This window comes from Synechococcus sp. JA-2-3B'a(2-13) (genome assembly GCF_000013225.1).
Taxonomy (GTDB): domain Bacteria; phylum Cyanobacteriota; class Cyanobacteriia; order Thermostichales; family Thermostichaceae; genus Thermostichus.
Genome location: NC_007776.1, coordinates 512461 through 532653, shown reverse-complemented (window position 1 = coordinate 532653; position 20193 = coordinate 512461). Strand labels below are relative to the sequence as shown.

Genomic DNA, 20193 nt, shown 5'->3' with positions numbered 1-20193 from the left:
GACGTCAGGATCCTTAGCCCTTAGCTGCCAGGTGATACCGGTCACCGCCCTGAAGCTCTTTTGGGTGCAAGCTGAGAGTAACTGTGGCCACTTCCCAGATCTAGGAGATCGTTTAACCATGCGCAACCTCTCTTCCGTTTTGCTGTTCGGGATCCCTTTGGTAAGCCTAGGCTGGACAGGGATCCCGGTGGTGGCCCAATCCGCCAATCCAGCCCTCTGCCAGCAATTTCCCCAAGACATTCGCTGCACCCTCTCTGCCCCCAGACAGGTGGGACAAGCGCCGCAACCCACATCCCGTCCTCGGATTGCAGTCTTGGACTTTGATTTCAGCAGCCTCAGCAATCCCTACAGCTTCCGCGAGGCTTCTCGGGGGGTGAGCGACCTGTTGGTGGATCGGCTGGTGAGAGATGGCACCTTTTCCGTCATCGAGCGCTCGCGGCTGGACGCGATCTTGGCCGAGCAGAACCTGGGTCTATCCGGTCGACTGGATGCCAACACCGCTGCTCAGGTAGGCCGGATCCTAGGGGTCGATGCGGTGATCCTCGGCAGTGTGACCCAGTTTGATGTGTCTGTGCGCCGTTCTGGGGGTGGGGCACCGGTCTTAACTCCCTTCGGCAGCTTCCCGCTGGCGGTGGGCGCTGAGTCAGTGGATGCCGATGCCAACGTGCAGCTGAATGCCCGCTTGGTGAGCACCAGTACTGCCGAGATCTTGGCCGTGGTCGAGGGCAAAGGCAACGCCAGCCAGTCGGATAGCACGGTCACGGTTGCCGGCTTTGGCGGGGGATCCGCCACCAGCAACGAAGAGAAGCTGTTGGTATTGGCAAGCCAACAAGCGGTGGAGCAAATTGCCCAGCAGTTGGCCGGTTTTGCCGGGCGCTTGGCAGCTCAGCCTCGCTCTCTGCCAACGGTTGACGCCTTGGTGGCGGATGTCTACGGCAACCAGGTGATCCTGAACAAGGGCAGCCGCGATGGCTATCGGGTGGGATTGATTCTTTCTGTGGAGCGCGTCGTCCGCGAGGTGAAGGATCCGGCCACGGGGACAGTCTTGCGCAAATTGACTGAGCCAGCCGGACAGGTCCAACTGACGGAGGTGGATGACAGCTCCAGTGTGGGACGCATTCTCAGCGGGGCAGGCTTCAAGGTTGGGGATGTAGCCAAGCCTGTCCAATGAGCTTTCCCAAGCCCTATCCTCAGGATCCCTCGATGGGAGCAAAGCCCTGCCGTTGCGTGTTTTCGGTTACGGTGCGCGGCTCTAAAAATTGCAGCAGGTAGTCGGGGCCGCCGGCTTTGGATCCCACGCCGGAGAGCTTGAAGCCGCCGAAGGGCTGCCGCTCCACCAGCGCCCCGGTGATCTCGCGGTTGATGTAGAGGTTGCCGACGGCAAAGTCCCGGCGAGCCTGTTGAATGTGAGAAGGGGTGCGGCTGTAGAGGCCGCCGGTGAGAGCGTAGGGGGTGGCATTGGCCATCTGCAGAGCAGAAGAAAAGTCCGGCGCTGAGATCACCGCCAAAACCGGGCCAAACAGCTCCCGCTGCGCCAGCTCTGACTGGGGATCCACCTGGCTGAACACAGTGGGGCCGACGAAGTAGCCTTTTTCCGGCACGGGCAGGCTGAGGTCGAGGCGGGCATCAGCCTTAGCCGATTGAATGGCCTGTTGCAGGCGAGCTTGGGCCTCTGCATCGATGACCGGGCCAACTTGGGTGCTGGGGTGGGCTGGATCCCCCACATTTAAAGAGCGCACCGCCTCGATGAGCCGCCCCAAGAACAGGTCGTGAATGGACTGCAAAACGATCGCCCGCGAGCAGGCGGAGCATTTCTGGCCACTGTAGCCAAAGGCGGAGTTGACCACTCCTTTGACCGCCTGATCCAGGTCGGCGCTTTCGTCGATGAGGATGGCGTTTTTGCCCCCCATCTCGGCAATGACCCGTTTGATGTGGTGCTGGCCCGGCTGCAGTTGCGCGGCTTGGGCGAGGATCTGGCAACCCACCGCCTGGGATCCGGTGAAGGCAATCAGGTGCACCCGCCGGTCTTGAACCAACAGGGGGCCGATGGCTTCGCCCACCCCCGGCAGGAATTGAAAGACACCCTCCGGGATCCCAGCTTCGGCAAGGGCCTTGAGGATAAACTCCGCCAGTTTGGCGGCGATCAGCGAAGATTGCTCCGCCGGCTTGAGGAGCACGCAGTTTCCGGCCACCAAAGCCGCCGCTGTCATGCCACAGGGGATGGAGAGGGGGAAGTTCCAGGGGGCGATCACCACCGCCACACCGCGGGGCTGGTAGTGGTAATGGTTGGTTTCGCCGGGCAGGTTGCACTCCCGTCCCCGATCCAGGGCCTCCATCTGCTGGGCGTAGTAGCGGCAAAAATCGATGGCCTCAGAAATTTCCCCATCGGCCTGGGCAATGGGCTTGCCCACCTCCAGCACCATCCAGGCAGCCAGCTCCGCCCGCTGGGCTTCGATTTGCTCCGCCACCCGCCGCAGGATCCCCGCCCTCACAGCCACAGGGGTGCGCCTCCAGCTGGGGAAGCTGGCTTGGGCCGCTGCCAAGGCTTGCTCCACCTGTTCCGGCTCGGTCAACCCAATTTCCGCTACCACCTGTTGGGGATCCGCAGGGTTGAGGGAGAGCATGGCTTGTTGGGTGGGGCGATATTCTCCGGCAATCCAGGGCTGAACCCTCTGACCCAGTTGAGGCCGGATCTCGTCCAATGCCTGAAAAAAGGGATCCCGCTGCTGGGGCTGGCTGAAATCCGTATCGGGAGCGGCGGCAAACGAGAGGGAAGGAGCTGGAAAAACGGATCCCTCCTCCAAGACCGGTGGGGCCAACAGTTGCTCGGGGGTGTAACCCTGAACGCTTTGCCGCAGAAAAGAGGTGTTGGCGGTGTTTTCCAGCAAACGCCGGATCAGGTAGGCCATACCCGGCAGCAGCTCCCCGTAGGGGCAGTACACCCGCACCCGCTGTCCCTTCTGCACCAAGGCCTTGGCCAGGGGATCGGCCATGCCATAGAGCACCTGCAGTTCAAAAGCAGACTGGGGCACCTCCAGGGCTTGGGCAATGGCGATGGCTTTGGCCTGAGAGCGCACATTGTGGCTGGCGATGGCGGCGTGGAGATGGGTGTGGTGCTCCAACAAAAGCTGGGTCATGCGCTCGAAGTTGGCGTCGGTAGCAGACTTGCTGTTGTAAACCGGCTGTGGCCAGTGCTTTTGCGCCGCCAGGATGGTCTCTTGATCCCAGTAGGCCCCCTTGACCAAGCGCACCGTCACCGGGGATCCCCGCTCTTTGGCCCAGGCGATCAGGTTTTGCAGATCGGTGTAGCTATCCCGCAGGTAGGCCTGCAGCGTCAGGCCAACGTCGGTGCGGCTTTTGAACTCCGGCTCCAGCAGCAGCTCCTGCAAAATGGCCAGGGTGAGGGATTTGTAGCGGTACTGCTCCATGTCGAAATGGATCCCGACTCCCAGAGCTTCTGCCCGGCGCAACAGGATGCGAATCCGTTCCCCCACTTTGGCTTTGGCCCCCAGGGGATCGATGGGATCGAACTGGGAATAGAAGGCTGTCAGCTTCACCGACACTTGCGGCACAGGCTGCGGTTGTGGCCAGGTTTTGACCATCTTTGCCAAATGCTCCATCACCTGCAGATAGCGATCCAGATAGGATTGGGCTTCCGCTTCGGTGATGACGGCTTCCCCCAGCAAATCCAGCGTGAAAGCCATACCCTGCCGGTGCAGAGCTTCCAGAGTTTTGCTGACTTGCTGTAGAGTTTCTCCGGCAATGTATCGACGGGCCAAGGCTTCCACGGCAGCGGTGAGGGTGGTGGCAGCCAACTGCCCTGGCAGGGAGTCGGGGTCTGCAAAGTTGAGCAGGCTTTTCAGCATTCCCGGCAATTCCACCGCCGGATCTGAAAGATACTCCTGCAAATGGCGGGCCACCTCAGCCTTGCTTTTCAAGCTGGGCAAGACATCAATCAAGCGGAACAACTGGGTGCGCAGGTGGGGGTTCTCCATCGCCCAGGCCAGCAGCTTGTCCTCCCAGCGCAGTTGATCCCGCCACTGGGCCAGCAGGGATCTCTTCTCTCCCCAAAGAGAAGCCAACAGAGATTGGGCGAGAGCTTGGGTTTGAGCCTCGTAGGCGGTAGGAGCACCTTGGGCAACCATCTAATAACTGGGGTGTGAGATCCCTACCATCCTGTCATGGAAAAGAGGGAACCTGAGGCCGATTTTGGGAAGATAATGGCAGATGGGGCCACCGCAAATCCTCAAACAGCTACACCGGGTATAAACAGCTTTGCAGGAGAAACTTATGCAGGCTTTTGTTGCAGGGGCTACAGGAGAAACCGGACGCCGCATTGTCAAAGAGTTGGTGGGCCGCGACATCCCGGTACGGGCGCTGGTGCGCAGCCATGAGCTGGCCGCTCGGGTTTTGCCCCGCGAAGCGGAAGTGGTGGTGGGGGATGTGCTGGATCCGGCCACGCTGGAGACAGGCATGGAAGGATGCACGGTGGTGCTCTGTGCCACCGGGGCCAGGCCCAGTTGGGATCCCTTTCAGCCCTACCGAGTGGATTATGAAGGCACCAAGAACCTGGTAGATGTGGCCAAAGCCAAAGGGATCCAACACTTTGTTTTGATTTCTTCTCTGTGCGTGTCTCAGTTGTTCCACCCCCTCAATTTGTTTTGGCTGATTTTGGTGTGGAAAAAACGCGCAGAAGAATACCTGCAAAAAAGCGGCCTCACCTACACCATCGTTCGACCGGGGGGCCTAAAAAACCAAGACAACGACGATGGCATTGTCCTATCCAAGGCGGATACCCTCTTTGACGGCAGCATCCCCCGCACGAAAGTAGCCCAAGTGGCCGTCGAAAGTTTATTCCAGCCCGCCGCCCAAAATCGCATCCTTGAGATCATCGCCAAGCCGGGTGTGCCCAACCGCGACTGGAGCGCCCTCTTTGCCATGGCAGGATAGGATGTTCGCGCCAGGCTTGCCCTCAACTCTCCTCTGCCTTGGAATCAGCAGACTTCGCCAACTGCTGCAAGCGATCTAGGATCCGCGCCTCAGCGTTGGCATCGTGGAGTCGCAACGTCAGGCGGGGCACCCGCAGTGAAGCCGTAATCCGGCCTGAGGGCAGATCCAGCCACACCAGTTGCCCTTGAAAACAGCGACAGGCAGCCCTCCATTCCTGGGCCAGAACCTCTACCTCCGACCAGGCAAGGCAGCGCGGCAGCAGCAGGTCAGTGGCCCACCCCGCTCCACACTCCCGCCGCCTGAGGATACGCACCTGCATGGATCCCTACATCCGCAAGGACTCCGTCCCGCTGACGCGAGCGGCGTAGAACTCGCACCAGGGATCCCCCTTCTCTCTGGCCTTGGTCTCCTGGCCGTGGAAGAGCCCACCCCGCTGGAAGAGGCGGTTGTAGAAGACTTGATCCAAAACCGGCTTCTGCTGGATGTTGCCGTTGTAGACCAGATTCATCATCGCCGGCACCGCCCCTTGAGCAAAATAGCAGGCGGGATCTTCTGCCCGTGGGTAGGAAGCCAAAAAGTAGTTGGCTTCGTAGTTGCCATCAATGGCCACCCGGCAAGACTGGCCACTCACCACCTCCAAAGCCTGCCAGCGACCCCACCCCAGGCTGCTGGCCACCGCATAGCCGCCGTGGATCCAGTCGGTGTCTTTCTCCAGCATCGGCCCCACAAGGGTTTCCCACTCCACCGATTCCATGATGTTGCCAAAGGTGTAGAAGACACAAACATGCCCCGACTCGCGGATGAGAGCTTCCCCCACCCCCATCAGCTCAGCCTGCACCGCCTTCAGCTCCTGTAAAAAGCGATACTGAATGCGGTTGTAGTAGTTGGCAGGCATGCGCGTTAGCAACACGTTAAACGCGCGAATTTGCCCCCGCTCATCTCCGGCCAAAGGCAAGCCCCACAGAGCTTCGTTGACCGCATCGTAGTCCACTGCTGTTGTGGGCCGGGGGAACTGGAGCGGCTGCTCGATCAACTTGCCCATCCCTGGACTGGGAGTCAACAACTGGGGCCGCGGCAGCCGAGTGGCCTGGATCACGCAGTGATCCTTACGGGTAACGGCCATGCACTCCGTTTCTTCTGCCGTGTAGCTTCCCAGCTCGCCAAACGTGGCATCCAGAGCTGCCGCCACATAGCCCACCGCCAAGTGGTCAATCGGGCGCGTGCGGCTGACCTGCTCTCCGTACTTGCTCAGCCAACCTTCTGCATAGTGAGAATGGGTAAGCTGCACTTCCCCGCCTGAAGGTGTCACCTCAAACGCCAGCCGCCCAAATCCTAAAAAACTGAAGATCTGAGCTGCCACTGCCAGGCGCTCTTGGGTCTCCTGAATGCCAAGAGCCTTGAAAGCTCCGTACAGAAGACTGTAAAAGATCTCCTGGGCTGCCGTGCGCAGGATCCCTACTCCATCGATCCAGTCGGGATCTTCAATAGTCTGCTGCAGGAAGAGGTTGTAGTGATGGCAGTGGAAGATAACCGGCTCTCCAAACAGGGAGATCAGCTTGCGGTTGCGGTCGAGATGGAGATGTTCAAGCATGGACAAGTGGGTTGAGATGAATGATAGTGCTCAAAGCAGGCCCCTGAGCGCGGCAACTGCCCTCAGGCAAAGCTCGCCAGCCATTCTCGACTACTCAAACCGGCATGGCAATAGGCAGCCGCTCTCGGCCCAAAAGATCTGCTACCGCTTTGTAAAGAATGCGCAGCTCCTGTCGGGTCAGGGTGCCTTTTTCAAGGCGGTTGCGGTCTAGACCTGTTTTCAAAGACAGGCGCAGGGCCACAAAGTTGGGATCCGGAGCGTAGCGCTTGGCATAGTCCATCAGAGCCTGAGCCAAAGACATGGTGCTGTCCTGCACAGGGGGCAGTAGCGGCTTTCCGTCAATCAGAATGGCTTTGATGCGCTCTGAAATGGCTCTGAGGTCGGTGATGGAACGGGTCAGAAACAAGACAAAGTAGGGGCTTTTGGGAAACGCTTTGATGACAACCCGCAGCGCCGGAGTACCTGCCAAGAGGTAGTCCGCCTCTTGGTCGGGGCTGACGGTTTGACAAAGGCGGCTATTGGCCTGCAACAGGTCGCCGGCGTAGGTGCCCAAACGTTCTAGGGCTTGCTCCTCTTGGGAATCGCTGACGTAGGTTACTTTGGCTACTGTAGCACCATCAGTGGCCCGCCCTATCAAAACAGCAATCAAGCCCGGAAGGCCGGCGATGTGCTGTTCAATCACGCTGCTGAGGGTTCGGATAGCCATGATCTGACTCCTTCCTGCGGCTACATGGGATAATTTAAGTATAAGTATATACACGGGATATTGGAGTATCTAGTGAACTAGGATGGATCGGATATTTCCAGAGAAATCTCCTGACCGGCTTAGCTCCAGGGATCCCAGTTCTCGTGAAACTTGCCTTCCAAGATGGCCTGACGCATCTTTTGGGTGTAGCGCATCAGCTCCGTGATGTTGTGGATAGAAAGCAGGGTATAGCCCAGGATCTCCTGGGCGCGGATGAGGTGGCACAAGTAGGCGCGGCTAAAGTGGCGGCAGGTGTAGCAGGGACAGTCGGGATCGATGGGATCCAAGCTGCGGCGGTGTTCCGCATTTTTGATGTTCCAGCGTTTGCCCCGGCTGATCACCGTGCCATGGCGGGCATAGCGGGTGGGGATCACGCAGTCAAACAAATCCACTCCGGCGGCCACAGCAGCGCGCATCTCGGCATAGGTGCCCACCCCCATGAGATAACGGGGGCGATCTGCCGGCAGTAGAGGGGCTGTTTGCCGCACAACGGCGTGCATAAACTCGACCGGCTCCCCCACACTCACCCCGCCAATGGCATAGCCCGGCAGATCCAACCGACAGACCTCTTCCACCGCCCGCCGGCGCAGCTCAGGGTAAACTCCCCCCTGCACAATGCCAAACAAAGCCTGATCTGAGCGGCGATGGGCTTTCACGCACCGTTTCAGCCACTGGGTGGTTCGCCGCACTGCTGCTTCCACTTCCTCAGGGCTGGCAGGGTAGGGCGGGCACTCGTCGAAGGCCATGATCACATCGGCACCCAAGGCATTTTGAATCTGGATGGATAGCTCTGGGGTGAAGTGAATGATGCGGCCATCGAGAGGAGAGCGGAACGTCACTCCCTCCTCGTTGATTTGGCGAATGGCGCTGAGGCTGAAGACCTGGAAGCCCCCTGAGTCGGTAAGGATGGGGCCCGACCAGCCCATAAAGCGGTGTAGCCCCCCTGCCGCTTGAATGATGCTTTCGCCAGGTTGCAGGTGGAGATGATAGGTGTTGCTGAGGATGATGTGGGCACCTGTCTCCTTGAGCTGGGCCGGGGTGAGGGTTTTCACGTTGGCCAAAGTTCCCACCGGCATAAAGCAAGGGGTTGGGATCCCGCCGTGGGGGGTGACGAAGTATCCTGCCCGCGCTTGGGTATGGGGGCAGGTGCCCTCACAAGTAAAGGTAAAGTCGGCCAAGGTCAGCGTTGATCAGCTTTCATCTGGTGCGCAGCAGAGCTTAGCACAGATAGAGCCGCCGGCAAGGGATCCCTTTTGCCAGCCTTGACAGGGATCCCCTGCTTTGGGCACACTTGTAGATCGCCGCGGAACTGGCGGAATGGTAGACGCGCTAGATTCAGGTTCTAGTGGCAGCAATGCCATCGGGGTTCAAGTCCCCGGTTCCGCACTCCCCCAAAATGGGTTTCAGGGGATACTGCCAGGTTGTCTGGCTTCACCTCCACTTCTAGAGGGCCAGCTCCTTTTCGATTTGGCCAAGCTTGATGCGGGCAAGGGCCAAGTTGCCTTTCTCTCGATCCAGAACCAGATAGAAAAACAAACCAGAGATGTGCTGGACTAGATGCATTAGGTGGTACTGAGTCTCCAGCAGGATAAGAACCTCCTCGATTTTGTCAGTAAGCTTAAGAGACTCAGCAACTCGCATTTTGGCGCGAATTACTTCTGTGTTTCCGGCGATTGCCAGCTCCAAGTTAGCTTCAGGAAAAGCGGGGCTGTTGGTGCCCTTATATCCCAAGCACATCCCAGTTTTCCAATCCCCCAGCGCTACCCCCAGTGCTCCATCGATGCTCAGAGCTTTTACCAAACTGTCTTGGAGTTTTTGCATGGCTGAGAGTGTTCCCCCTTTACAAAGCTCGTCGCTCTATAGTAAGTCTTCCGTTGAGAAATTTCAACTCGAAGCTTGCTTAAAAATGTTAGGATTTGATTATTTATAGGGTAAGTGAAACCAAATGCATTAGAGGAAGCTTATTGAGCTTTCTCATCTTTGACATCAGTATAAATACTGAAACTGGGATCCGGTAAGTCTTTTTCCCTTCTGCCCGCGGCGGCTCTGGACGGGCCACGGCTCAGACCCTTATTTTGGCTCGTTTGCAGGAGCTAGAGTAGCTGACGCAGGCGTGGTGAAAATGTAGCGAACTGAACCAACGGGAAGCTGGTTTGGGGATCGGATCCCTGTAGCTTCCGGTAGAGAGGCTTGGAAGTTATGCTGGGGTTACCTCTTTTACCTTGAGACTATCGACCTCCGAGATCGGTGGATCGGAACCCTTCCTCTCCGCTTAGTTTGACCTATGCCTAAGGCCCCCCTCCCTCCCAACGAAGAGCAGCGGCTGGCTGCCCTGCGGCAGTATCAGATTCTCGATACGGCACCTGAAACTGCCTTTGACGAGATCGTCCGCCTTGCCGCCCACATCTGCGGCACGCCCATTGCTCTGGTCAGCCTTATCGACGAACACCGCCAGTGGTTTAAAGCCAAATTCGGCGTCGATGTGCAGGAGACCCCACGGGATGTGGCCTTCTGCGCCCACGCCATCTTGTCGCCTAAAGAGCCGCTGGTGGTGCCCGATGCCACTCAGGATCCGCGCTTTGCCGATAACCCGTTTGTCGCTCAAGAGCCCCACATTCGCTTTTACGCTGGCATTCCCTTGGTAACTCCAGAAGGGCAAGCCCTGGGCACGCTTTGCGTTGTCGATTATCAGCCTCGGCACCTGACCCCAGAACAACTGGAGCAATTACAAGCCCTGGCCCATCAGGTGGTGGCCCAACTGGAGCTGCGCCGTACTTTGAGGGAACTGGCTCAGACGCCTCTGCTGCCTAAGTCGGGGGATACTAAACCTGCCCGCAAAAACCGCTTTCTCCTCAAAGTTACCGCCGGTTTTGGCCTGGCTGCCTTGCTTTTGGGCGGGATCACCTACTCAGCTCAGCGGAATGCCTCTCAACTGCCGCAGCTTACAGAACGAGTGGCCCACACTCTAAAAGTGATCCAAAACTTGGAAGGATTGCTGGCGGAAACCCGCGCCGCCGAGGCCGGTAAACGTGGCTATCTTCTGACCGATAATCCTCGCTACCTCGGTGAGTACCAAGACAGCCTTGAAGCAATCTCTACCCGTCTGCGCCTGCTGCAGGAACTGACTGTCGACAACCCCCTGCAGCAAGAGCGCCTGAAGCGCCTAGAGCTGCTGCTGGAGCAACGGCTACGAGTCATCCAAGACTTGATCCGGCTGAGGGAGCAAGAGGGGCTACTCGCCACCCAGGAAGCCCTGGAAAGCAGCGAAGGGCCAAGGTTGGTGGAGCAAATTGCCGATTTGATCCTGGTGCTCCAGCAGGAGGAAAATCGCCTTCTGCAGCAACGCAGCCAGGAATTTCAGTTTGCCTGGGTTAGAACCAATCTCATTGCTTTTGGCGGGCTCATTTTTACTTACCTGGTTTTGGCCTCGGTTTACTTCCTCATCCGCCGGGAGACTGCCGAGCGGGAAGAGGCAGAACGATCCCTCAAGCAAGAGCGGGATTTTACCAACGCGGTTATCGATACGGCAGGGGCGCTGGTGGTGGTCATGGATCCAGAAGGGCGTATCCTGCGCTTCAACCGCGCTGCCGAGCAGCTTTCTGGCTACTCGCTGGCAGAAGTTAAGAACCGGCTGCTGTGGGATTTGGGTTTGATCCCGCCGGAAGATGTGCCTGGTGTGAAGCAAGCTTTTGAACAGCTCAAGGGCAATCATTCCCTCTTTTTGAATCGCCATGAGAATTTTTGGCGCACCAAGCAAGGGGCACTGCGGCTTATTTCTTGGTCTAACACCGCCCTAATCAACGCTGCCGGCGAGGTGGAGTTTGTCATGGGCACCGGCATCGACATCACCGACCGCAAGCTGGCGGAGCTGGCCTTGAAAGAAAGCGAAGAGCGCTACCGGGATCTCTTTGAAAATGCCACTGACCTCATCCAGAGCGTGGATGCTGAAGGGCACTTTTTATATGTCAACCGCGCTTGGAAAGAGACCTTGGGCTATGACGAAGCTCAAGTTTATCAAATGACCCTCTTCGACATTCTCCATCCCGACTGCCGAGAGCACTGCCAGGCTCTTTTCCAGAAGCTTCTAGCAGGGGAGAAACTGGAGAGGGTAGAGACAGCTTTCCTCACGGCCACTGGTGAAACTGTTTGGTTGGAGGGCAATGTCAGCTGCCGCTTTGAAGATGGAGTGATGGTGGCTACGCGAGGCATCTTCCGCAACATTACTGAGCAGAAGAAAGCGGCAGAGGAATTGGAGCGGCAAAACCGCCGGGCTCAGTTGCTGGCGAATCTCAGCTTGAAGATCCGCGAATCTTTGGATATCGCCGAGATCCTAGAGACGGCGGTAACAGAAATCCAAGCCCTGCTCAAAGCCGACCGAGTCTTGGTCTACCGCTTCCAGCCGGATGGTTCTGGGATCATCTCCAACGAGAAAACTCAGCCGGGGATCCCCTCCTTGCTGGGAGAGGTGATCGAGGATCCCTGTTTTCAGGAAAAGTACGCCCAGCTCTACAGCCAGGGCCGCGTTCGCGTTGTTAGCGATGTGGAAAGTGAAGGACTGGAGCCTTGTTACCTAGAGCTGCTGCAAAAAATGCAGGTCAGGGCCAACATGGTGGTGCCGCTGTTTTTGGAGCAGCAGTTGTGGGGGTTGTTGCTGGCCCACCAGTGCTCCGGGCCCCGTCAGTGGCAACCCTTTGAGATGGAGCTGCTGTCGCAGTTGGCCAACCAAATTGGCATTGCCCTCACCCAGGCAGCCCTTTTGGAACGGGAGAGAAAGCGCAGCCTGGAGCTGGAGCAGGCCCGCAAAGCAGCTGAGCAGGCTGCACAGGCCAAAAGCAGCTTCTTAGCCACCATGAGCCACGAGATCCGCACCCCCATGAACGCGGTACTGGGGATGACGGGCCTGCTGCTGGAGACCCCCCTCAATGCAGAACAGCGGGACTTTGTAGAGACCATCCGCATCAGTGGCGATGCCCTGCTCACCCTCATCAACGACATCCTGGACTTCTCCAAATTGGAGGCCGGGGAAATGGAGCTGGAGATCCTGGATTTCGATCTCCGCTCGTGTCTGGAGGAGGTGGCGGATCTGTTTGCCCCCACTGCCCACGCCAAGGGATTGGAGCTGGCGGTGCTCATGCCACCGGAAGTGCCGCGCTACCTGCGGGGAGATGCTTCGCGTCTGCGGCAAATCCTCAACAACTTGGTGAGCAATGCCATTAAATTTACCCACCAGGGGGAGGTGGTGATCCAAGCAGAGGTGCTGCAAGAAACCGCTACCCATGCCCACCTCAAGCTCTCGGTGAGAGATACCGGGATCGGGATCCCGGCGGCGGCGCAGAGCAAGCTGTTTCAACCGTTTAGCCAGGTGGATGCCTCTACTACCCGCAAATACGGAGGTACGGGACTGGGCTTGGCCATCTGCAAACAACTGACAGAACTGATGGGGGGAACCATCTCGTTGCAAAGCCAGGAGGGACAGGGCAGCACCTTCAGCGTCGAGCTGACTCTGGAGCGGCAGCCCTACGTCCAGCAGCTTTCCCAGCCTTCTGCTCGCATCCCGGTGGATTTGCAGGGCAAGCGGCTGTTGGCGGTGGACGACAATGCCACCAATCGCAAGATCCTGCGCTGCCAGGCCACGACTTGGGGAATGGTGGTGGAAGAGGCCGAAAATGCCTATCAGGCTATGGACAAACTGCGCCAAGCCGTTCGGGAAGGCAGACCCTTCCCCCTGGCCGTTTTGGATATGCAAATGCCAGAGGTGGATGGGGAGACCTTGGGCCGCTGGATCAAGGCAGATCCGCAACTGGCCGAGACGCAACTGGTGATGATGACCTCCCTGGGACTGGGGGAGCACTCCCGCCGCGCTGCTGAAATTGGCTTTGCCGCCTACTTGGTTAAGCCGGTAAAACAAAGCCGTCTGCAGGAAGCGCTGGTCATGGCCCTGGGGAAATCTTCTGGTTTATCCACTTCGCTCTTGGGAATGAGTCCCGTCCTCCCTCAGACGACCCCCAGGGAGGATCGTCCCCGTCAATCGCTGCGCATTTTGCTGGCAGAGGATAACCCCGTCAACCAAAAGGTGGCTTTGCGCCAGCTCGAGAGTTTGGGCTACAAGGCCGATGTGGTGGCCAACGGTCAGGAGGTGTTGGATCTCCTGCAGAAGGTCAGCTACGACCTTATTCTCATGGATTGCCAAATGCCGGTGATGGACGGCTACGAGGCCACCCGCCGCCTACGCCAACAGGAACGGAGATCCGGCCACCGCACAGTGGTGATTGCCATCACGGCCAACGCCATGCAGGAGGATAGGGAGCGCTGCCTGCAGGCAGGTATGGACGACTATCTCAGCAAGCCGGTGCTGAAGGAAGATTTGCAAAGGTTGCTCAACCACTGGAGCCAGGTGATTGCCCAGTCTGCAGGGGGATCCTCCAACCAAGCCGCTTCTGAAGCAGCCTCTCCAGCTTCCCCCGCTGAGAGCCGGGATCCCTCTTCTCCCACCCAGCCCTACCCCATCGACTCTGCCTACCTGGATCAGGTTTCCGGCGGGGATCGGGGGTTTCAGCGAGAGCTATTGCAGGTGTTCATCCAAGATTGCGAAACCCAGCTTCCGCAATTGCGCCAAGCCATTGCCGGTTACGACGCAGAAAGAATGCGGCGGATCGCTCATCGCCTCAAAGGAGCCAGCTCCAATGTGGGAGCCAACGCTTTTTGCCAAGTGGTTCGCGAGCTGGAACACTTAGGAGTGGCGCTGGCCCAGCAGGGATCCCAAGGTGGTCATGACCTAGAATGGGCACGCGCTCTCCAGGCCCCAGAAGACCTAGAACGCATCTTGGCCGATATCCGCCAGTACTTGCAGGATTTGGAAGAGTAGATTCCTAGGGATCCCAAGCCTTCTGCGCTGCTAGCTTTCACTCCCCGCCCCTCTCCCAGTGGAAGAGGAGAGTCAGCGGCAGAAGCAAGGCAGTGGAAGCTGGACTTAACAGCCTGCATTTCGCTTCCACTTCCATTTGGATTCATTCAGACCTAAATCCAGAATCGAGGGCAATGCGAAAGCCTGGCTGCTTTGCAGAGGGTGGAAACTACAGCCAGGCAAGCAAGGATCTACAGCAGTGTCGTAGGCCCACCGGGATTACATCAGGCCGATTTGAGAGAGGATCCCTTGGCCGGTCAGCAACTCGGTCGCAACGCCAATCACAAAGCCCAACATTGCCAAACGGCCATTCCATTTTTCGGCGAAGGTGGTAAAGCCAAACTTAGCTTCTTGGTTTTCCATGGTTCTAGCTCCATCAACGGGTGACATCTTTAATGTGGCTCAGATATTAAAAAGTGTCAAGTTTTATGTCGAGAGCTAACAAGGGATCCCTAGCTGCTTTTCACGGTTGTCCAGAGGGCGTCGATGAGGCGCAGCTCTTCCCCTGACAGCACTTTAAGGTAGGTGAGTTTGGCAAGGGCCTCTTCGTCAGGGTAGATGGCCGGGTTTTGCCGATCTTCTGGGTTGATCATGGGCAGAGCTGCAGCGTTGGGGGTGGCGAAGCGGTTGTGGTTGCTCAGTTGAGCGCCGACTTCAGCATCCAGGATGAAATTGATGAAGCGATTGGCCAGCTCGGGGTTGGGGGCCTGGGCGGGAATGGCCATTACATCCAGCCAAATGTGGGCACCCTCGCGGGGGACAAAATAGCCGATGTTGGGGTTTTCTTCGGCAGCTTGCAGGGCATCGCCGCTGTAGACGATGGCTACATTGGCCGTTCCAGAAACCAGTTGGTTTTTGCCCCCCACGCCCCCAATTAGGCCGGCACTGCGGCGCTTGGTGTCGATCAAAAGCTGCTGGATCTGCTGCAGTTCGGAGCGAACGGTGGTGTTCATATCGAAGCCCAGGTAAACGGCAGCAGCGCCGATCATGGAGCGCATCTCGTCGATCATCACAAAGGGGCCATACTGCTGCTGCGGGTCGAAAATCAATCCCCAAGAGCGTTCAAAGTTTTCGGGCAGGCGGTCTTTGCGGTAGCCAATGCCGGTGGTGCCCCACTGATAGGCGGCGGTGTAGGTGTTTTCTGGATCAAAGGGCAGGCCGACAAATTTTTCGCCCAGGTTGCTTAGGTTGGGGATCAATTCTTTGTTGAGAGGCTGCAGCAGTCCCAGCTCCAACATGTTGGGCACAATGTAGTCGGTGGGAACAACAATGTCGTACTGGCTGGTGCCTCCCCCCCGCAGTTTGGCCACCATGTCTTCGTTGGATTCGTACACGCTGACCAGCACGCGGCTATTGGTGGCTTTTTCAAAGGCGGTGAGGATGTCGGGATCGATGTATTCTGACCAGATGTAGAGATTGAGGGTCTGCCTCTGGGCAGAGGTAACATGGGGCCAAAACAAAACCAGGACAAGCACACAGCAGAGCAGGGTTGTAGCCGAGGCAATCCACTTTTTCATGAGATTTCTCCGACTGTGAAAAGTTGAAAACATCGTATCTGCTTTCATCCCCCAGCCGGCTACACCCGCGGCTAGGGGGCACGCCTTGGGCAATCGCCAAGCCCCGCAAACTCCGGTTGAGGCTCGGGTACTCACCCTTGTTTCCAAGACAACACCCAAACGGTATCAACGCCTCCGCGAGCGATCCGCCAAAAGCCGCAAAGGCCGATTCTTTCGTCGGATCCCTCGATGCCTTGCGCCACAAGGCTTTCCAGCCCCAAAACCCCCTCGCCACAGCTCTTTTTGCCGACTTTTTTCCGGATCCCTCGCAAATGGGTCTTGCATTCCTTGCCCTGCTTGGGTTTAATAGGGGTGGGTTCCCCCTTCGGGGGGATCCCTAGAAATTGGAAACACCTTCTAGCCCAGTTTTGGGGTGATCTGGAGATTCAGGAGGTTTGTTCCCCCTTCGGGGGGATCCCTAGAAATTGGAAACTTGATGACCGGTTCCTTCATATAGCCCTCCCTTTAATGTTCCCCCTTCGGGGGGATCCCTAGAAATTGGAAACAAAAAGAAAGTCGGCTATTACTGGATGATTCCTCCCGTTCCCCCTTCGGGGGGATCCCTAGAAATTGGAAACCTGAAAAAGTTCGTTGCTACATTGACGGTAACAAACATCTGTTCCCCCTTCGGGGGGATCCCTAGAAATTGGAAACTGATGGTTTTTATGTCTTCCTCCGTTGCCTGTTCTAGCCCGAGTTCCCCCTTCGGGGGGATCCCTAGAAATTGGAAACGCCAAAATGGGCGGCTTTTGTGTACGCACGAGGGTAGCGTTCCCCCTTCGGGGGGATCCCTAGAAATTGGAAACCCCACTCCCCCGGGAATTGCTTCCCATGTGAGGTTGTCGAGCGTTCCCCCTTCGGGGGGATCCCTAGAAATTGGAAACTTCGCCGCACGAATTTGCTCGCGCTGGATATCAGTGAGCTGTTCCCCCTTCGGGGGGATCCCTAGAAATTGGAAACCATAGTTTCCTCCTAAGGCAGGGAAAGACTGAACCTGTTCCCCCTTCGGGGGGATCCCTAGAAATTGGAAACCCCCGAATAAGGACTATAGCGGTATTCGGTTGACTCAGACGGAGGTTCCCCCTTCGGGGGGATCCCTAGAAATTGGAAACCGGGAGTCGGTGTTGCGTGAGCTGACCGTATGGTCAGTGAAGGAGTTCCCCCTTCGGGGGGATCCCTAGAAATTGGAAACCCAAAACTACGTTGCCAGAGCATGACACTGGCATTCCAGTTCCCCCTTCGGGGGGATCCCTAGAAATTGGAAACTCTAGTCAATCCGTTTTGCGGATTTTGCTGGATCCAAGTTCCCCCTTCGGGGGGATCCCTAGAAATTGGAAACCTTACACGGCGGTGTCCGTATATCCAGTAGTATGTAGTTCCCCCTTCGGGGGGATCCCTAGAAATTGGAAACATCATTCGTGCCGAGAGATGCGCGCTTTTGCGGGATCTTGGTTCCCCCTTCGGGGGGATCCCTAGAAATTGGAAACGCAGTACGGCTGCAACCCCGAGGTAGTTTTAGGACATACGTTCCCCCTTCGGGGGGATCCCTAGAAATTGGAAACGCAGTACGGCTGCAACCCCGAGGTAGTTTTAGGACATACGTTCCCCCTTCGGGGGGATCCCTAGAAATTGGAAACAATTCCGCCACCGATCCTGGCTATACTGAGGACACGCTCACCCAAAGTAGGGGTGAGCTTTCACTCGGCAGCGATTCACATGAGTTTTTGGAAGGGCCTGTTCGGGTCAGCAGGAGCTGCTACAACCAAAGAGCCGGCGCAAACAGCTGGGGCCGACCGTCGCCAGGAAACGGTGGTGGTACGAGGGGAGACAATCCTCTTCAGCTTGGATCCCAACTTGGATCTGTACGAGCTAGAGGAGCTCTGCGATGCGGTGGGGTGGTCGCGTCGCCCCATTCACAAGGTGAGAAAAGCCCTGCAGCACAGCTTTTTGGTGGTGTCGATGTGGCAGCAGCGGGGCAGCTACCGTCGCCTCATCGGCTTTGCCCGGGCAACGTCCGACCACGCTTTCAATGCCACCATTTGGGATGTGGTGGTTCATCCCGATTTCCAGGGTAGGGGTCTGGGCAAGCGGCTGATGGAAAAGGTGATCCACGAGCTGCGCGCCCGAGACATCAGCAACATCACCCTTTTTGCCGATCAGGGAGTGGTCAGCTTTTACGAACGGCTGGGCTTCACCGCCGACCCTGAGGGGATCAAAGGCATGTTCTGGTATCCCCGCTAGCGTATGGCCCCTGTGGTGATTTTGCCCGGTTATCTGGCGGGTGCGTCGGAGTATGAGCCCCTGCGCCAAGAGCTGGAAGCCCGCGGCTATGCGGCACGGGTGGTGCCGTTGCAGGTGCGCAGTTGGTTTCCCACGCTGGGGGGAAGGCCTGTCACTCCCATCCTGTGGGCCCTTCGAGAGACCATCCAAAAGACCTGCGCTGAGTTTGGGGTTGACCGAGTTAACCTGGTGGCCCACTCCGCCGGCGGCTGGATTGCCCGCATCTACCTGGGATCCGTGCCCTATGGGGGACAGGTGTGGCAGGGGCGGGAGCAGGTCGCTGCGCTGATTAGCTTGGGATCCCCCCACACCAGCCGGGAGCGCTGGACGAAGCGCAATTTGGACTTTGTCAACACCCACTATCCGGGGGCCTTTTGGCCCGAGGTCAAATATGTGTGCGTGGCGGGCAGGGTCATCCAGGGGCAGAGGTTGAGTCTGGGATCCCTGTGGCGACAGGAGCATTATCTGGCTTGGCTGGCCTACAACAGCTATTGGCTCACGGCTGGACAGGGGGAATTGTGGGGCGATGGCATTACCCCCATCGAGGCTGCCCACCTGCAGGGGGCTGTTAACCTCACTCTGCCCAACTGCTACCATTCCGGTCGGGGTGGACGGCGCTGGTATGGATCCCCCGAGGTGGTGGAAACTTGGGCTCAGTATCTGGCTTAGGGCCGGGGTTTAGCTGCCAGGCTTGCTTGGGTCGCCGAGGGAAGTCTCGGGCAAAGAGGCGGCCGATTGGCGGCGTTCCTGCTGACGCCGGGCGGCTTTTACCATCTCCTCGACCACAGCCCGCGCCTGCTTCATGCGATCCAAACTGCTGCGATAGAGCTCCAGATCTTTTCTCACCCGCTCTGTTGAAAAGGGCAGCTTGCTCACCACATTCTCCAAAAAGCGGCGGGTGCGTTCTTCTGGTTCTTCGTAAAGGGACTTGGCCACAACTTCATAGGCTGTGTAAAGGCCAACAGCTAAGACCCGGCTGTAGGCGTAGGGCGGCTGAGTCATGCGCTCCAAAATGGCTTTCAACCCACCCACATCTTCCGCCTCTGGCTTGAGACAGAGGAGATCAAGTCTTTGACGGGGATCCCCGCTTCCCATCAACTCCAGCAGATCGCGGGCATTCTTGCGCAACACCTCCGGCTTGAGGTGCAGAGCCTTACAGAGGGCGTTGAAAATGGCTTCTCGCTGCTCAGGGGGGTGATAGGCTTCCATCAGCCCGTCGTAGAGGGTGACCAGCCCCAAGGCAAAAAACGGATCGTAGACGAAGGTGCTGTTGACGGTGGTCAGGTGCAGCTCCACCAACAACTCCTCCACCACCCGGCGATAGACGGCGTTGATCGGGCGAGGGTAGGCGCTGAAAAAGGCCGCTTTGGTGGCGGAGAGGGTGCGAACAGGATTCACAGGCAGACAAAAATGAGCTTGAGGATGGCTTCTCTGTTTTTTTATTCTCACCTGTGCTGACCCTGAGGGCAAGCTGTGTTGACATCCTCCCCGGCCTGAAGGCCGGAGATTCCTACCACGCTGCGCATGGATGGCTCCTTGCGCAGTCGTCTCGGCGGGTTCCTGCTTCCGACCGCCCGTGCAGTTCGATCCACAGGCCATCCGGGCTGACACGGGTGGTTCACCCACCCGCATCCCGACCGCAGCGTCGGTCGTGTCCTGCCCTTCGTCTCGCAACAGCTGTATCCCGCGAGCAAGGATGTTGATGGCACCGACCAGAAAGGCCTCCGGCCCGCTGCCGCGAAAGGCCTCCGGCCCGCTGCCGCGAAAGGCGTTATTCTCATAGCCGCACGCCACGCACTCGAACCAGGCTTGGGTCTGGCGGTTGTCTGATGAAACATGGCCGCAACATGGACAGGTGCGGCTCGTGTTCTGCGGCGGCACGACAATGAGCCTGCCGCCTTTCCAGGCCAGCTTGTACTCCAGCATGCAGCGGAACTCATACCACCCCTGGTCGAGAATGGCTTTGTTTAACGCTGACTTGGCGCGGACGTTCTTCCCAGGAGCATCTGCCGTTCCTGCTGGCTGTTGGGCAGCAATTCGTACTTGAAGGCTTGAAGTCGTTGCACCGCTCAATCGTATTCTTGACCTATGCGTGATGACAACGATATTCACATGGCCGGCACTGCGTTTTTAAAGGGCGTCGGCTACGGTCGGCGCTATCCTTCCC

At 58.0% G+C, this 20193-nt stretch carries 14 protein-coding genes, 1 tRNA gene and 1 CRISPR repeat array; of the genes, 6 read left to right on the top strand and 9 right to left on the bottom strand.

Annotated features, from left to right (window positions below; all coding sequences use genetic code 11):
- The first annotated feature begins 118 nt into the window (after positions 1–118).
- Entirely contained in the window at positions 119–1171 is a 1053-nt protein-coding gene (locus tag CYB_RS02450; protein ID WP_011432168.1) for a CsgG/HfaB family protein, read from the top strand.
- Positions 1172–1190: 19 nt separating this feature from the next.
- On the opposite strand, the gene pruA is transcribed toward CYB_RS02450, so the two are convergent.
- Positions 1191–4145 (bottom strand): L-glutamate gamma-semialdehyde dehydrogenase, encoded by a 2955-nt coding sequence (gene pruA, locus CYB_RS02445; RefSeq protein ID WP_011432167.1) that lies wholly within the window; start codon positions 4143–4145, stop codon positions 1191–1193.
- A gap of 145 nt (positions 4146–4290) precedes the next feature.
- Here pruA and CYB_RS02440 point away from each other — a divergent pair, with 145 nt between their 5' ends.
- A complete protein-coding gene (locus CYB_RS02440) occupies positions 4291–4950 on the top strand; it encodes an SDR family oxidoreductase (protein WP_011432166.1) in 660 nt (219 codons plus the stop codon).
- A 22-nt stretch (positions 4951–4972) separates the two neighbouring features.
- On the opposite strand, the gene CYB_RS02435 is transcribed toward CYB_RS02440, so the two are convergent.
- The 4 genes from CYB_RS02435 to tgt all read right to left on the bottom strand — a co-directional run bounded on the left by CYB_RS02435 (position 4973) and on the right by tgt (position 8470).
- Positions 4973–5269, bottom strand: coding sequence for a hypothetical protein (locus CYB_RS02435; protein ID WP_011432165.1), 297 nt, complete (start codon positions 5267–5269; stop codon positions 4973–4975).
- 6 nt (positions 5270–5275) lie between these two features.
- Positions 5276–6541, bottom strand: coding sequence for a 4-vinyl reductase (locus CYB_RS02430; protein ID WP_011432164.1), 1266 nt, complete (start codon positions 6539–6541; stop codon positions 5276–5278).
- A 94-nt stretch (positions 6542–6635) separates the two neighbouring features.
- Positions 6636–7247 carry a hypothetical protein gene (locus CYB_RS02425; RefSeq protein WP_011432163.1) on the bottom strand — a complete coding sequence of 204 codons (612 nt, stop codon included), beginning with the start codon at positions 7245–7247 and terminating at the stop codon, positions 6636–6638.
- 119 nt (positions 7248–7366) lie between these two features.
- Positions 7367–8470, bottom strand: a complete 1104-nt coding sequence (gene tgt, locus CYB_RS02420; protein WP_369791767.1) for a tRNA guanosine(34) transglycosylase Tgt — start codon at positions 8468–8470, stop codon at positions 7367–7369.
- Positions 8471–8589: 119 nt separating this feature from the next.
- Here tgt and CYB_RS02415 point away from each other — a divergent pair.
- Positions 8590–8672 (top strand) — tRNA-Leu (locus CYB_RS02415).
- Positions 8673–8729: 57 nt separating this feature from the next.
- On the opposite strand, the gene CYB_RS02410 is transcribed toward CYB_RS02415, so the two are convergent.
- Entirely contained in the window at positions 8730–9107 is a 378-nt protein-coding gene (locus tag CYB_RS02410) for a hypothetical protein (protein ID WP_011432160.1), read from the bottom strand.
- 463 nt (positions 9108–9570) lie between these two features.
- Here CYB_RS02410 and CYB_RS02405 point away from each other — a divergent pair, with 463 nt between their 5' ends.
- Positions 9571–14151 (top strand): GAF domain-containing protein, encoded by a 4581-nt coding sequence (locus CYB_RS02405; protein WP_011432159.1) that lies wholly within the window; start codon positions 9571–9573, stop codon positions 14149–14151.
- 258 nt (positions 14152–14409) lie between these two features.
- Here CYB_RS02405 and CYB_RS02400 read toward each other — a convergent pair whose 3' ends face one another.
- Both CYB_RS02400 and CYB_RS02395 read right to left on the bottom strand, forming a co-directional pair.
- Positions 14410–14580 (bottom strand): chlorophyll a/b-binding protein, encoded by a 171-nt coding sequence (locus CYB_RS02400; protein ID WP_011432158.1) that lies wholly within the window; start codon positions 14578–14580, stop codon positions 14410–14412.
- 62 nt (positions 14581–14642) lie between these two features.
- Positions 14643–15707 (bottom strand): polyamine ABC transporter substrate-binding protein, encoded by a 1065-nt coding sequence (locus CYB_RS02395; protein WP_148202683.1) that lies wholly within the window; start codon positions 15705–15707, stop codon positions 14643–14645.
- 355 nt (positions 15708–16062) lie between these two features.
- Positions 16063–17383: direct repeats of the CRISPR family, unit length 36 nt; unit sequence GTTCCCCCTTCGGGGGGATCCCTAGAAATTGGAAAC.
- Positions 17384–17462: 79 nt separating this feature from the next.
- Between CYB_RS02395 and CYB_RS02385 the strand changes: the two genes are divergently transcribed.
- Both CYB_RS02385 and CYB_RS02380 read left to right on the top strand, forming a co-directional pair.
- Positions 17463–17987, top strand: a complete 525-nt coding sequence (locus CYB_RS02385; protein ID WP_011432155.1) for a GNAT family N-acetyltransferase — start codon at positions 17463–17465, stop codon at positions 17985–17987.
- A 3-nt stretch (positions 17988–17990) separates the two neighbouring features.
- Positions 17991–18695 carry an esterase/lipase family protein gene (locus tag CYB_RS02380; protein WP_011432154.1) on the top strand — a complete coding sequence of 235 codons (705 nt, stop codon included), beginning with the start codon at positions 17991–17993 and terminating at the stop codon, positions 18693–18695.
- Positions 18696–18704: 9 nt separating this feature from the next.
- Here CYB_RS02380 and psb29 read toward each other — a convergent pair whose 3' ends face one another.
- Positions 18705–20099: a photosystem II biogenesis protein Psp29 gene (gene psb29, locus CYB_RS14670; protein ID WP_148202682.1), complete on the bottom strand. Its 1395-nt coding sequence runs from the start codon at positions 20097–20099 to the stop codon at positions 18705–18707.
- Positions 20100–20193: the final 94 nt, after the last annotated feature.